The sequence below is a fragment of the Marinisporobacter balticus genome (genome assembly GCF_004345705.1).
Lineage (GTDB): Bacteria > Bacillota > Clostridia > Peptostreptococcales > Thermotaleaceae > Marinisporobacter > Marinisporobacter balticus.
Genome location: NZ_SLWV01000016.1, coordinates 12,411 through 28,412, shown reverse-complemented (window position 1 = coordinate 28,412; position 16,002 = coordinate 12,411). Strand labels below are relative to the sequence as shown.

The following is a 16,002-nucleotide window of genomic DNA, read 5'->3' as shown; positions in this document are numbered from 1 at the left end:
TATGTTCCTCAAAAATAATGATCTCATCAATAAATATGAAAAGATAGAAATGAAAGATGTTTACTTAAATCATGAAGGACTACATGATCATGCGATAGAAATTGCAAAAAATCATAGGGTATACAAAAAAACAAGAAGTATTCAATCTCTTATGAATAGGCTCAATCATAACTTTAAAATGATTCATGCCATCTATAAAAATTTAAATAACACAATGAAAGATGGAAAAGAGTTATCTCCAGCTTCTGAATGGTTACTTGACAATTTTTATAAAATTGAAGAACAATATCAAGTAATGAAACATACATTTACACAAGATAGGTCCTTAAAACTTCATATTTTAAAGAGTGGATTTTTGAAGGGATATCCAAGAGTTTATGCGATAGCGCTTGAGTTGGTTTCACATACGGATGGGAGAATAGATGAAGATTTACTTGTAAATTTTGTAAAAGATTATCAATATCATAAAATACTTACGATTGGAGAGATTTGGGCACTTTCTCTCATGATTCGATTTGCGCTGATTGAAAAAATACGAAATATTAGTGACGCGATCGATGAAAATCAACAAGAATGGGAAAAAGTTGAAAGATTAAAAAGAAAAGATCCACAAGCATTATTGGATGATATAAAAGATGATTTGGGAAGTATGGATATGCTAAGTACTTCTTATATTGAATATCTATTAAAAAAGCTTAGACAAGAAGGGGTAGAATCTGGACAGTTGATAGATTCTATAGAAAAAAAATTAATAGAATTTGATACATCGATTAATAAGGTAATTGATTTGGAACATAAAGAACAAGCAGCAAGAAAAAATTCAATAGGAAATGCAATTATTAGCTTGAATATTGTTTCAAAGTTGGAATGGAATGAATTATTTGAATCTTTGTCTATCGTGGAAGAAATATTGAGGAAAGACCCTTTGGACATTTATTCAAAAATGGATTTTGCATCAAGAGATTATTATCGTAATCAAATTGAAAAGATATCTAAAAAATGCAAAGTTTCTGAAACGCAGATTGCAAGAAAAGCAATAGAATATGCAAAAAATGCGATGATTGAAAATGATGAAGATAAAGCAAAACATGTAGGGTATTACCTTATTGATAAAGGTAGAAAAAAATTACTAAAAGAATTAGGGTGTAAAGGGATCAATCAATATTTTCATGATTATCCTATTGCTATATACTTAATGCCAGTGATCTTACTCACGGGAGGAATATCCTTATTGCTAGGCATGTATGCGTATAGTATATCACTAAGCATCTTATTGAGTTTGATAGTATGTGTAACTGTGCTGATACCAGCTAGTGATATTGGGGTAACTATTGTTAACTGGATTGTTACACATAAATTTCCAACTATATCTTTGCCAAAGTTAGAATACAAAGAAGGCGTTACCAAAGAAGCCACTACAATGGTTGTGATTCCAACACTTATTCAAAATGAAAAAACGGTAGAATCATTATTGGAAAAATTAGAAGTATATTTTTTAGCAAATCGTAGCGAAAACTTATACTTTGCAGTAGCAGGAGATTTTAAAGATGCTGATAGTAAAAGTATGGCACAGGATAAAAAGATTATAGATTATGCACGAGACAAAATAAAAGGATTAAATAAAAAATATGCTAATGAAGAAGACCTATTCTTTTATTTTCATAGGGATAGACAGTTTTGCGAAAAACAGCAAAAATGGATGGGCTGGGAAAGAAAAAGAGGAGCACTCGTTGAACTAAATATGCTACTCACAGGATCGAAAGACACATCTTATATGATTGTTTCAGGAGACATATCAAATATTGTAAAAAATATTACCTATGTTATTACACTGGATGCAGATACTAATCTTCCGTTAGATACTGCAAAAAAACTAATTGGTACAATCTCACATCCTTTAAATAAAGCCATATTCCATAAAGAAAAAGGAATTGTAAAAGAGGGATATGGACTAATTCAACCGAGAATCGGTATAGATGTTGAAAGTGCCAGTAAATCTACATTTACAAGAGTTTTCGCAGGGCAAGGAGGCGTAGATCCTTATGTCACTGCTACTTCTGATATATATCAGGATTTATTTGGAGAGGGAATTTTTACAGGGAAGGGAATTTATGATTTACAAATATTTAATGAAGTATTAAATAACGCTGTACCAGACAATACGGTACTTAGTCATGATTTATTAGAAGGAAGTTATGTAAGAACAGGTCTTGCTACAGATATAGAATTGGTTGATGGCTATCCAGCAAAGTATAATTCATATATGATGAGATTACATAGATGGATTCGAGGAGATTGGCAAATTATTAGATGGTTATTCCCGAGGATAAAAAATAGAGAGGGGGAGGTGATTAAAAATCCTCTTTCAAACCTATCAAAATGGAAAATAGTTGATAATTTAAGGAGAAGTCTTGTTTCTGTAAGTATTTTGATGCTTCTTATTTTGGGATTAACAATTTTTCCAGGGAAATCTTTTGTATGGGTAGGATTTTCAATTCTCACCATAACTTTTCCTGTTTTTATGGAGTTTTTTCATTGTATCGTAAACAGATATTATAGAACGCTAGGAGAGAAAAAAAATGGAAATTGTATGTATGGCCTAAAAGCAGTTTTTTATCAAACTTTATTAATGTTTATATTTTTACCCTATCAAGCCTATATGATGATAGATGGTATAGGAAGAACCTTATACCGTGTGTATATTTCAAAAAAGAATTTACTAGAATGGATTACTGCTGCAGATGTTGAAAAGAGGCTTGAAAATGATACCTATAGCTTTATTAAGCGAATGAAGGCAGCAATATCTATTTCGTTCATCTTGGTTATATTGGTGCTTGTAAAAGCACCTGGAAATTTGGTAGTTGTCCTTTTGATTGGATTTGTATGGGCAATATCACCTGTAATTGCATACAAAGTAAGTAAAGAAGATATACATAAAAATGTATTAGAAGATAAAGATGAAAAGATATTGAGAAGATTAGCAAGAAAGACATGGGCCTATTATGAAGATTTTGCAACAGAAGAAGAAAATTATTTACCTTCAGATAATTATCAAGAAGATCCACCAAATGGTATAGCACATAGAACATCGCCAACGAATATTGGTTTTTTGTTACTTGCCACTCTTTCTGCGAGAGATTTAGGGTATATGTCAATCATAGAAATGATAGATCGGATTGAAAATACATTATCTACGATTGAAAAATTGGAAAATTGGAAAGGGCATTTATATAACTGGTATGACACAAAAACTTTAGAAGTATTAAGACCTTTTTATGTATCAACTGTTGATAGTGGGAATTTCATTGGATACATGATTACATTAAAACAAGGACTTTTAGAAACGGTAAAGGCACCTATTTTTGATAAAAGACATTTGTTAGGATTAAAAGATACCATAGGCTTGTTAGATAAAAAAAATAGCGCATATATGCAAATATTAGATTCTTTTATAGAAAAAGAAGAAATAAGTTTAAAAGCATTAAAAAAATTATTAAAAAGTTTCACTATTTCTGATGAATCATCGAATTGGCATGAAAAATTCGATAGGATGTTGGATGGATTTCATAAAGAAATAAATACACTTTTTATAGATATAGAAATAAGAGAAGATGGCTATAAAAAATTAAATGAACAGTTAAATCAAATAGAAGGGGATGTATCTTTAGTTGCATTAAATAATCTTTATAAAAATATGATCTTTTCTATAGAAAAAATTTTAAAAAAGGAAGATGATGACGCATATTGGTTAGCAATAAAAGAAAAAATTGTTGTAGCAAACAATCATGTGAAAGAAATTTTAGAAAAAATAAATGATCTTACAGATAGAATACAAAAGGTTGTAGATGCTACAGATTTTACGCAATTATATGATAAGAAACAAAATTTATTTTCAATAGGGTATAGTGTAGATGATGAAAAGCTTACAAACTCCTACTATGATTTATTCGCATCAGAGGCAAGACTTACAAGTTATATCGCCATTGCAAGAAAAGAAGTGCCCAAAAAGCATTGGGAAAAGTTAGGAAGAGCCTTATCCGTTGTGGATGGATATAGAGGATTGGTTTCATGGACAGGAACCATGTTTGAATACTTAATGCCGCCACTTCTTATGAAAAATTATAAGAATACCCTTTTGGATGAAACTTATGGGACCGTTATAAAAGCACAGAGACGGTATGGTGAAAAGAGAAATGTCCCATGGGGAACGTCAGAATCTGGTTATTATGCTTTTGATATAAATTTAAATTATCAGTATAAAGCTTTTGGTGTACCAGACCTTGGACTTAAGCGGGGGTTAATTAATGATATGGTTATATCTCCTTATTCAACCCTTCTAGCACTTCCTTTTGATACGAAAGGAGCCATGCGTAATATAAGAGAGCTTATATCTGATGGAGTAGAGGGAGAATATGGTTTTTATGAAGCCATTGATTATACACCTGATCGGTTGACCTTTGGAAAGGAAAAAGGCGTAATTAAAAGCTTTATGGCGCATCATCAAGGAATGAGTTTGATATCTCTTAATAACTATTTGAATGAAAATATTATTCAAGAAAGATTTCATGCTGATCCTGTTATAAAATCAGCTGAAATTCTACTGCAAGAAAAGATACCTGTAAGAGTAATTATTACAAAAGCATATAAGGAGCGAATAGAACCTTTAGAAGTATTAAAAAAAGAAGATATTTATGTTGTTAGAACCTATAGTGAATTAGAAAAAGAATTGCCTAGATGCCATATCCTTTCAAATGGAAAATATTCCGTTGTAGTTACGGATTGTGGCATTGGCTATAGCAAAAATGAAAATTTGCAGGTTAGCAGATGGAGAGAGGATTCACTTACAGGAATATATGGAAATTTTGTTTTCTTAAAAAATATACATTCAAATAAAGTATGGTCATCTACCTTTGCACCAATCAATCATGAGCCAGATGGCTATAACATAAAGTTTTCTCTTGATAAAGCAGAATATATGAGAACAGATGATAATATAGATACGCATGCAGAAATCGTTGTATCCTCTGAAGACAACGCAGAAATTAGAAGAATTTCTTTAACAAATCATGAAGATAAGGCAACCATAATAGAACTTACTAGCTATTTTGAAATTGTGTTAGCACAGCAAGCAGCAGATATAGCACACCCAGCATTTAGTAATTTATTTATAAGAACAGAGGCAATTCTTGAACATGATAGCATTATTGCTTCGAGAAGACCAAGGCTTGAAGAAAAAGACCCTGTATGGATGTGTCATACGGTAGTAGTAGAAGGTGAAACAATTGGTAATTTAGAATATGAAACAAATAGAGCAAATTTTATTGGTAGAGGAAGAAATATATCTAATCCATCGGCTATTACAAATTCTCTTACGAATACAGTAGGACCCGTACTTGATCCAATTATGAGTTTGAGAAGAAGAGTGAAGATAGAGCCTGGAAAAACTGTTTCCGTTTCTTTTATCATTTCAGTCGTAAGCAACCGAAAAGAAGCCATAAATATGGCGAAAAAATATCATGAACATGCTTCGATTCTTCGAACGTTTAATTTAGCTTATACAAGAAGTGTTGTGGAAGCCTCTTATCTTAACTTAAAATCGGATGAAATTGAAGTTTATCAGGATATGATTGGGCATATTATTTTCTTAAGTCCAAATAGAAGAAGAAATGAAGCACTACTCAAAGAAAATAGAAAAGGACAATCAGGACTTTGGGCTTATGGCATATCAGGAGATCTTCCGATTGTTTTAATCAGTATTAAGCGTATAGAGGATATAGAAATTGTTCGTGAGGTACTTAAAGCGCATGAATACTGGAAAATGAAAGGTTTAGTAGTAGATTTAGTAATATTGAATGAAGATGAAAGTAGTTATTTACAGCCATTACAAGAACAATTAAACGATATCGTATTTGCAAAATATGGTCATGATAGGATGAATCAATTAGGCGGTGTGTATATAAGAAATGCACATGTTATGTCTGAAGCAGATCGCACGCTTCTTTATACAGCAGCAAAAATTGTGTTAAAGGGAGAAGAAGGTTCGCTAAGAACACAGATAAAAATAAAAGAAAAAGTAAAATTACCAGAGAAAAAGCAATTTAAAGGCGATAATATAAGCTATGCGAGCAAGGATGAACCGATTGATGTAGATTATTTTAATGGGTATGGTGGTTTTAGTAAAGATGGCATGGCGTATATTATAAGATTGAAGGATGAAGCCAATACACCTGCACCATGGACAAATGTAATTGCCAATGACAAGTTTGGATTTTTAGTAACAGAAAATGGATCAGGATTTACATGGGCTGAAAATAGTCGAGAAAATAAACTAACACCATGGTCGAACGATCCTGTAACAGATTTACAAGGAGAAATCATCTATTTAAGAGATGAAGATTGTGGTGCATATTGGTCGATTACGCCACTACCTATACGAGAAAAAGAAAGCTATACGATTCATCATGGGATTGGGTATACTACTTTTATGCATGAGAGTCATGGCATAGCACAAAACCTTACGATGTTTGTGCCAAAGGATGAATCCATAAAAATTAACTTGATTCAGTTGAAGAATCATTCAAATGTAAAAAGAAAGCTATCTGCTACTTATTTTATTAGACCTGTACTAGGCGTTAGTGATCAAATTACACAGCCATATATCACGAGTGAAATGGATGAAAAGAAAGGAACATTTTTTATTAAAAATGGATATAGTTCTGATTTTCCAGATAGGATAGTGTATATCACTTCATCACAGAAGATTGTAAGCTACACCGGCGATCGAAAAGAGTTTATAGGAGAAAAGGGGGATTTAAGCACACCAGAATCTTTCATGAGAGAAGGTTTTTCGAATCGTGTGGGTGGCGGATATGATCCTTGTGCTGTAGTACAAAATTTTATTGAACTAGAACCTCATGAAGAAAAAGAATTTGTGTTTATATTTGGACATGAAAAAGAAGTGGATGGAATCGACCCTATTGTAAAAAAATATAAAAATATGAATACATGTAAAAATGCGTTGGAAGGAGTAAAAGATTACTGGAAATATATTTTAGGAACGGTTCAAGTAAAAACACCAGATTTGTCAATGGATTTACTACTAAATTATTGGCTAATGTATCAGAACATATCTTGTAGACTTTGGGCAAGGTCGGCATTTTATCAGTCAGGAGGGGCCTATGGTTTTAGAGATCAGCTTCAGGATGCAATGAATGCGATATCTGTAATGCCAGAAGCTACAAGAAAACAGATTATACTTCACTGCGCCCATCAATTTGTTGAAGGCGATGTACAGCACTGGTGGCATGCAGGGGCTGGAGATAAGGGAATACGGACCAGGTTTTCTGATGACTTATTATGGTTACCTCTGGTGACAGCAGAGTATATAAACTATACAGGAGATGACTCCATATTGACGGAAGAAGTTTATTTTCTAGAAGATGAACCCTTAGGGGAGGAAGAAGATGAAAGATATGGCATACCTAAGGTTTCAGAAGAAAGGGCTTCTGTATATGAACATTGTATAAGGGCCATAGAAAGAGGTCTGAAGTTTGGTGAACATGGTATTCCGCTTATGGGCTCTGGAGATTGGAACGATGGGATGAATACAGTTGGAAATAAAGGAAAAGGAGAAAGTATTTGGCTGGGATGGTTTTTGTATGATATATTGAATAAGTTTTCAATTGTTTGTAATAAAATGAAAGAGTTTGAACGTGGCAAAAGATACATAAATGTTGCAAAAGAAATTGCAGATGCAATAGAAGAAAATGCTTGGGATGGTGAGTGGTATAGAAGGGCTTACTTTGATGATGGAAAGCCTTTAGGATCGATTGAGAATACAGAATGCATGATTGATTCTCTTGCACAATCTTGGGCCGTTATATCGGGTGCAGGAAGAAATGACAGAAAAAATATAGCGATGGCTTCGGTACAGCGGTATCTGATTAAAAAAGAAGAAGGGATGATTCTTTTATTTACACCACCCTTTGACCAAAGTGATTTACACCCAGGATACATAAAAGGTTATGTACCAGGGGTAAGAGAAAATGGTGGACAGTATACCCATGCAGCAACGTGGGTAATCAATGCTTTTGCAATGATGGGTGAAGGAGATCGCGCATGGGAGCTTTATAACATGATTAATCCAATCAATCATACAAGAACATCTATAGAGTGTGCTACCTATAAAGTAGAACCTTATGTAATGGCAGCAGATGTATATGCAGTAAACCCTCATACAGGAAGAGGGGGATGGACTTGGTATACAGGAGCTGCTGGTTGGATGTATAAAGTAGGATTAGAACATATTTTAGGGTTGAAGAAAAAAGATAATAAATTGATTATAAAGCCGTGTATACCAAAAGAATGGATGGAGTATAGAATCAAGTATAGACATAAAGATACTTATTATTATATTCTTATTAAAAATCCGAATAGCGTAAATAGAAATGTAGATTATGTGATCATAGATGGGCAACGAAAAGAAGAAAAGTATATTTCTTTGATCAATGATCAGAAAGATCATGAAGTGGAAGTGGTTTTAGGATAAGTACAATACATTTTTAGGCGTATTGTACTTTTTTTCTACTGAATTTTATAAAATCTCATACTTGGAAATTTTAAAATCCTTTTTACATGATATAATAAGTAAAAATTATGCGAAGGGGACAATTATTATGACTTGCTATACACTAGGGGCTTGGAAAAATATAAATAAAATAAAAATAGAAAATATACAAAAACATTTAAATTTGTGGTATGAAAAAAATCATAGGAAGTTGCCTTGGAGAGAAACAAATAATCCTTACTATATATGGATTTCAGAGGTCATGTTACAACAGACAAGAGTAGATACAGTGATTCCGTATTTCTTGAATTTTATCAATAAATTCCCCAATATTGAAAGTTTGGCATATGCACATGAAGAAGAAGTACTAAAGATGTGGGAAGGATTAGGATATTATTCCAGAGCTAAAAATCTTCATAGAGGAGCAAAGGTAATTGTAGAAGATTTTAATGGAAATATGCCAGATACTTTAGAAGAGATAAAAAAAATACCAGGGATTGGCCCTTATACGGCAGGGGCTATTTTAAGTATTGCTTATGGAAAGAGGGCAGCTGCAGTAGATGGAAATGTAATGCGGGTTTTTTCAAGGTTATTCTATATAAAAGAAGATATAGCGGAAAGTAAAACACGAAAAGAGATGGAGAAGATTGGAGGACATGTAGTATCTCCCCAAAATCCTTCTTTTTTTAACCAAGGACTTATGGAATTAGGTGCATTGATTTGTACACCTACTTCACCAAAATGTATTGCTTGTCCTCTTTTTTTAGAATGTAGTGCAAAAAGCTTAGGGGTACAGGAAACGTTACCTATAAAAAAGAAAAAACCAAAAGTAAAAACAGTTGAAGTGGAAATGGCGATTGTATATAAAAAGAAGAAATTACTGATTATGAAAAGATCTACACAAGGCCTTCTTGCCAATCTTTGGGCCGTACCTGCTACAGAACGGGAATTGAATTTTGAAAATGGAAAAAGCATACGATTAGAATTAGAAGAAAACTATGGTATGAAGGTAACAGAAGGGAAATTTCAGTTTGAAAAGAAACATATATTTACCCATTTAAAATGGAAGATGAAAATTTATTTCTTTAAACTTATTGAAGAAAGTCCTATAGATGATCCAGAAATAAAATGGATTTTACACGATGAGATAGAAAAATATGTTTTTCCTACAGCTTTTATGAAAATATTAAAAGAAATAGAATCAATAAAAGCTGACGAAGTATGTAAGCTATAAAACAGGTAGTAATGACAAAAGACGCATAAAAAAACATGGAATGTTCCGAAAAGCCCACATATTATATATTTAAAAATATATGATAATTGCTAAAATGTAAATATTGTATTTTATCGAATAAACATATTAAGTGGATTTAAAGAGAGGAGACGATGCGTTTTGGAGCCAATTAAGTTAATGCTATAGTTCATTAAAGATAGCGTAGACAAGATCATTATAAAAAAAATAATGAGTAATGAAGAGTAAATAGATTTTAAAAAGGGGGTGTTAGATTAAAATGAAAATCAAAAAAAATATAATGGATGACTATTACAAATATATTGAAGATAAATACTGCTATAAAACATTAGATGAATTGCTGGGAAAAAAATATGTTATCAAAGATCAATTAGGGGAAGGAAATTTTTTTAGAATAAAAATAGAAGATGGATTAGAAATATCGGGATTTAATATCTTAAAAATGGAGATGGATTTTGATAATAGAGCATCAGATGATGATATTTTAGAAGTAGGATATTGTTATAGTGGAGATACAAAAATTTTATCCTTACCAGACTATAAAGAATATAGATTTAAAGAAGGAGATCTTTTCATTTATAAAACATTGAATAAGTTAGATTATTTTAAATTTAAATATATAAATTGTAAAGCTATATCTATTCATATGAATTTTAATATCATTAAAAATGCTATAAATTCAATTCGGGAAGATCAACTCATAACCGATTGGCAAAAAAATATAAAAAGTATATTTAATGAAAATATATTGATAATTGAAAAAGCTAGTTATGATTTAAGAAAAATAGCACAACAGATAGATGCAATTTCTAGTGATAATATGATAGGCTATATGAAGCTAAAATTAAAAACAATTGAGTTTTTAGCTACTTTTCTTGAAGAAAAAGCAAAGGGAAATTTTAAACATATTAAAAATAAAGAAGTACAAAGAATCACGAAAGCGAAAGAAATTATTGATGAAAACATTGAAAATACACCTTCTGTGAAAGAATTGGCAGTTAAATTAAATACAAGTGTATATAAATTACAAAAAGGATTTAAAGATATTACAGGGGATACTGTGTATGCATATATAAAAAAGGTAAAGATCGAAAAAGCAAAATATTTACTGAAAAATACAGATATGTCCATATTAGAGATTACAAATGAAATAGGCTATGAAAATCCTAGTAAATTTTCAAATTTATTCAAAAGATATAATGATATAACACCACTAAAATATAGGAAATCAAAATGATTAGGTTAGATATATTTTTTAAAAAATCTAATAATAGAAGGATAAAATGTTCCAAATAAAAATCAAATTTGATTTTTTATTTTTCGGAGCATTTTTTATTTGCTTTGGAGTAGAAAATGATAATCATTATCAATATAATAGTTGTAGAGAATAAATAAACATAACAATAAGGAAAGGGGAAAGTTATATTAGAATTTGGATCAAACTTTTCATTATTGCTAGAAGAAGCTGGAAAAGTCAGAGAGATTATCGAACAAGAAGAGCAAGGAGAAGGAAATAAAAGGTTAGATGGAGACATTGAAGGGGAAATAGCATTTCATCATATAACATTTAAATATGATAAAAAAGAAGTAATAAAAAATCTACCCTTAACGGTAGAATCTAAAAATATAGTTGCACTTGTAGGCCCTTCAGGATTAGGAAAAACGACACTCGGTCAATTGATGGATAAAGTATCCTTTGTATTTCAAAATGTTTTTATGTTACATGATAGTATAGCAGAAAATATTAGAATGGGTTCAGATAAAAGCATGAAAGAAATTATTGAATCCATAAATCCATGATTTTATAATGAGTCTACCGGAGGGATATAATACATTACTTGGAGAAGATGGTATCAAACTTAGTGGAGGAGAAGAGCAAAGAATATCTATTGCAAGAGCCATATTGAAGGATAGTTCTATTGTCATACTTGATGAAGTAACTTCCTATTCAGATATAGAAAATGATTATTATTTAAATATGAAAATTGATTAAAGGTACATTTTAAAAAATTAATTTAATTAAATATGAGGTGATCAGGTGATTCGTTTAAATTTACAAAAGGAAAATACCATATGTCAAATCGTAGAATTGGAAGGGTCAAATAAGTTTATAAGTAAAATAACAGCTATGGGGTTGACAAATGGAACAATGATAGAAGTTGTTCAAAATGATAAAAAGTCTCCAGTTTTATTGTTTGCTAGAGACACGATGATTGCTGTAAGTAAAGAAGAAGCTAAAAAAATAATTGTAAAGGAGGTATTATAAATGGAGAGTGTAGCTGTAGTAGGACCTGTAAAAATAGGGCTGGCAGGACAGCCAAATACAGGAAAATCAACGCTTTTTAATAGACTTACTGGTGCAAGACAGCATGTAGGAAATTGGCCTGGAAAAACTGTTGAGCAAAAAAGTGGTATATTTCATTTTAATCATAAAAAATACAGTCTTGTAGATTTGCCTGGAACATATAGTTTGACTGCTAATTCGGCAGAAGAGCTTATTGCTAGAGACTTCATCATTTCTGATAAAGTAGATATGATTATTACAATGGTGGATACGTCACAGCTAGAGAGAAGTATGTATTTGCTTTCAGAGATGGTAGGGATGAATGTTCCCGTAATTGCAGTATTAAATATGATAGATATTGCGAAAGAACAAGGCAAACTGATTAACATTGAAAAGCTACAAGAAAAATTAGGAATACCCATTGTGCCTATGGTTGCTGCAAAAGGAGAAGGCGTTGAAAATCTATTAGGAAAAATCAAAACAATAGAAGAAAATCAAAAGATTCTTCATACAGATGTTTTGTTTAAAATATATGAGGATGTTTTTAAAGAAGAACTAAATGATCTTATAAAAATCCTACCCGATGAAGGAATCGGAAATTGTAGTAGTAATTGGATTAGTGCAAGATTGCTTGAAAATGATAGACAAATTGTTGAGATTGTTAAAGAAAATGTTACAAAAGAACAATGGGAAGTGATACATCATATTATCAAAAGGAATATAGATGGACCTTTAAAAGCAGCAAATTGTAGATATGCATGGATAGAAAGTGTTTTAGATGGGGTTTTGACAAAAAAAGAAGGATATGCTTTAAAAAGAATTGGATTTGATAAACTATCAACACATAGAATTTTTGGAAAACCTATTGCAATTCTAATGATGTTAGCAGGATTTATTGCCAGTATGGCAATTGCTATGCCATTTATGATAGGGATAGGGAGTATACTTCCACTGATTTGTTTAAACTTGCGAAATATTTTATTAAATAAGACAGGTTCTTATTGGATTGCTTCATTAGTAACAGAAGCTGTTATCCCTTCAGTCTCTATGGCATTGCTTATGGGAATATTTATTGCAGGTGTTGTGTTTGTTTTCGGCTTTATGGAAGATATAGGATATATGGCAAGAGTTGCTTATGTATTTGATGCAACTATGAGCAAGATTGGTTTACATGGTAAGTCTATTATGCCATTTGTTACGAGCTTTGGTTGTAATATGGCAGGGATCACTGGATCTAGAGTAATAGATTCATGGAAACAAAGGCTTCTTACAATTACTACTAGTATGGTTGTGCCATGTGCAAGTATGTGGGGAGTGATAGGATTGGTAGGAAGTCTATTTTTTGGTGTAAATGCTATATGGGTTATTGTAGCGTTACTTATATGTTCTATTTTCCATGTTATTTTTACCTCTTGGATTTTCAGAACAAAGTTTATAAAAGAAGAAGAGGGGACGGGACTGATTATGGAACTTCCGCCTTATCACAAACCTAACTGGAAAGGAATTTTTCTTCATGTTTGGAGTAAAATGAAAGATGTTATGAAAAAAGCATTTGTTGTAATTGTGGGTGTATCTGTTACAATATGGGCTTTGTCCTATACATCTGATGGAAATATTGAAAATAGTCCAATTTATGCAATTGGTAAAACGGTAGAGCCTGTAGCAGCTCTTTTAGGATTAGATTGGAGACTATTTATTGCATTGATTGTTTCTATAATGAGCAAGGAAGGTGCTTTAGGAGTGCTATCCATGCTATTTGGAGTAGGAACAGGAATATCAAGCTTTTCAGGGATTATGATTTCAGGAGCTGTTGAATTTGATCAATCTGCTTTATCAACCGTCATGTTAGAATCTATTTCAAAGGCTTCTGCACTTGCTTTTATGTTTGCATATTATTTCAATATTCCATGTATGGCAGCCATTGTATCAGTTAATGCTGAGACACATTCGTTAAAATGGACGATTAAAATTGTAAGTTACTATATGGTGAGTGCACTTTTTATAGGGGGCATTGTTTATCGAATAGGAACAATTATTTTTTAGAGGTGATTCGATTGTTATTAGATAAAATATTAGTTGCATTAAAGACAGGAAGAATTTTATCTTATGAAGATTTAGCGCGAAAATTAGATGTAGATAAAATGCTTATTAAGACAGCTGTGGGTCAGCTTTATAATATGGGCTATTTACAAAGGTATAATACAGGTTGTAATATTTGTAAGGGATGCAGTAAAAAGGATATGAAAAAAAATGAGCTACATGTATGGATGGTTTCTAAAGAAGGGAAAGCGTATTTAAAAAGTATAAAAACGCCTTCTTAATAAGATGATTAAGAAGGCGTTTAATGATTAAAAGAAGTGTTGCATATGAAAGAGAAGATAGTTTTATACAAATAAAGTAAGGAGAAATTAAGATGGATGAAAAAAGAGAAGAGTTATTGAAGGATAGTATTTTTAAGTTAATGATAAAGTTATCTGTACCTGCAATTATTGGAATGCTTGTAATAGGCTTATATAGCTTTGTAGATGCGATATTTGTAGGTAGATTGGTTGGATCAGAGGCTTTAGCTGCTGTGTCAGTTACTTATCCACTGACACTTATAAATAATGGAATTGCAGTGCTTATAGGAATAGGTTCAGCTTCTGTACTGTCTAGAGCAATTGGAAGTAATGATATAAAAAAGATTGATGATATTATGAGTAATATGAGTATGTGTAATATTGTATTATCATTGTTAGTGACAGTTATAGGCGTAATATTTACAGATTATTTAATAGGATTTACAGGTTTAAGTGGGGATATATTTACATTAGCTAAAGCCTATTTAAGAATTATTTTTGTGGGGTCAATATTTGTTAATTTTGTACAAAGTGCAAATATGATTATTCGTGGAGAAGGTAAGATGAAAGAAGCTATGCTTATTATGGGAGCAGGTGCAATACTGAATATCATTTTAGACCCGATTTTTATAAAAGTACTCAACTTAGGTATTCGTGGAGCTGCATATGCAACAGTGTTATCTCAAATTATGCAAATGATAATGACTTTAGTATATTTTAAAAAATATAGCAATATGGTTCAGCTTAAAAAACCTGCATTTAAAAAGGAAGTGCTTCCAGATGTTTTATCAGTAGGATTTTCAGCAATGCTGATGCAAGTAATGACCTTGGTACAACAAACGATTCTATATAGAATGATAACAATATATGGAAATGATCAGCAACTAGTTATCATGGGTATAACAATGAGAGTGACGATGTTTTCTTTTATTCCTATTTGGGGAATGTCACAAGGATTACAGCCTATTGCTGGAATAAATTATGGTGCTAAGAAATTTGATAGAGTAAAAAAGAGTGTTAAAATGTTCTCTATAGGAGCAACTGGATTATGTCTAGTTTTCTGGATACCAATGCAATTAGCACCAAAGTGGATTCTAAGCTTGTTTACAAAAGATCAAATGCTTATAGAATATGGTTTTGAATATTTTAAATTAGGAAACATGGCATTTTTTGTATCTGGAATATTCATAATGAGTATTACATTTTTTCAGGCAATTGGAAAAGCAGGAAGTGCGGGTTTAATTATTATGTTAAGACAAATTGCTTTATTTATACCACTTACTTTACTATTAGCAAAATTTTTTGGTGGAATAGGAGTTTGGTATAGTATACCTATTACAGATATAATTGTATTTATTACGGCAATGTGTCTTGTAATTGTTGAATTTAGGAAAACATTGCATCAAGAAGCATCTTTCGGGTAATAAGATTTTTTATAAGCAATTTTGAACGAGTGTTATACCCTAACTTTGCTGTGCACGGCAAAGTGGGTATGGCTATGTTTATTCTAATTCATAGTATATAAAAAAGTGTATTAATTAAAATCGCTAAACCCCCAGCT

Annotated in this window: 9 protein-coding genes; all 9 read left to right on the top strand. The window is 31.6% G+C overall.

Annotated features, from left to right (window positions below):
- The first annotated feature begins 1 nt into the window (after position 1).
- The 9 genes from EV214_RS11540 to EV214_RS11500 all read left to right on the top strand — a co-directional run bounded on the left by EV214_RS11540 (position 2) and on the right by EV214_RS11500 (position 15,865).
- Entirely contained in the window at positions 2-8,548 is an 8,547-nt protein-coding gene (locus tag EV214_RS11540; protein ID WP_243116631.1) for a GH36-type glycosyl hydrolase domain-containing protein, read from the top strand.
- Between the two features lie 127 nt (positions 8,549-8,675).
- Positions 8,676-9,800, top strand: a complete 1,125-nt coding sequence (gene mutY / locus EV214_RS11535; RefSeq protein WP_132245924.1) for an A/G-specific adenine glycosylase — start codon at positions 8,676-8,678, stop codon at positions 9,798-9,800.
- A gap of 277 nt (positions 9,801-10,077) precedes the next feature.
- On the top strand, positions 10,078-11,055 hold the full coding sequence (locus EV214_RS11530; protein ID WP_132245922.1) for a helix-turn-helix domain-containing protein: 978 nt from the start codon (positions 10,078-10,080) through the stop codon (positions 11,053-11,055).
- A 215-nt stretch (positions 11,056-11,270) separates the two neighbouring features.
- Positions 11,271-11,618 (top strand): hypothetical protein, encoded by a 348-nt coding sequence (locus EV214_RS19500; protein WP_132245920.1) that lies wholly within the window; start codon positions 11,271-11,273, stop codon positions 11,616-11,618.
- A 7-nt stretch (positions 11,619-11,625) separates the two neighbouring features.
- Positions 11,626-11,811: an ATP-binding cassette domain-containing protein gene (locus EV214_RS19495; protein ID WP_132245918.1), complete on the top strand. Its 186-nt coding sequence runs from the start codon at positions 11,626-11,628 to the stop codon at positions 11,809-11,811.
- A 45-nt stretch (positions 11,812-11,856) separates the two neighbouring features.
- Entirely contained in the window at positions 11,857-12,084 is a 228-nt protein-coding gene (locus EV214_RS11515) for a FeoA family protein (RefSeq protein WP_132245916.1), read from the top strand.
- Positions 12,085-14,145, top strand: coding sequence for a ferrous iron transport protein B (feoB, locus tag EV214_RS11510; protein ID WP_132245914.1), 2,061 nt, complete (start codon positions 12,085-12,087; stop codon positions 14,143-14,145).
- A gap of 11 nt (positions 14,146-14,156) precedes the next feature.
- The gene (locus tag EV214_RS11505) at positions 14,157-14,423 is read left to right on the top strand and encodes a hypothetical protein (protein ID WP_165916344.1); all 267 of its coding nucleotides are present in this window, start codon (positions 14,157-14,159) and stop codon (positions 14,421-14,423) included.
- 92 nt (positions 14,424-14,515) lie between these two features.
- A complete protein-coding gene (locus EV214_RS11500) occupies positions 14,516-15,865 on the top strand; it encodes an MATE family efflux transporter (RefSeq protein WP_132245910.1) in 1,350 nt (449 codons plus the stop codon).
- The last annotated feature ends 137 nt before the right edge of the window (positions 15,866-16,002 follow it).

Excerpts from the sequence above, each read along its gene's own strand:
- EV214_RS11540 (WP_243116631.1), top strand. The coding sequence starts at position 2 with ATGTTCCTCAAAAATAATGATCTCATCAATAAATATGAAAAGATAGAA.
- mutY (WP_132245924.1), top strand. The coding sequence starts at position 8,676 with ATGACTTGCTATACACTAGGGGCTTGGAAAAATATAAATAAAATAAAA.
- EV214_RS11530 (WP_132245922.1), top strand. The coding sequence starts at position 10,078 with ATGAAAATCAAAAAAAATATAATGGATGACTATTACAAATATATTGAA.
- EV214_RS19495 (WP_132245918.1), top strand. The coding sequence starts at position 11,626 with ATGAGTCTACCGGAGGGATATAATACATTACTTGGAGAAGATGGTATC.
- feoB (WP_132245914.1), top strand. The coding sequence starts at position 12,085 with ATGGAGAGTGTAGCTGTAGTAGGACCTGTAAAAATAGGGCTGGCAGGA.
- EV214_RS11500 (WP_132245910.1), top strand. The coding sequence starts at position 14,516 with ATGGATGAAAAAAGAGAAGAGTTATTGAAGGATAGTATTTTTAAGTTA.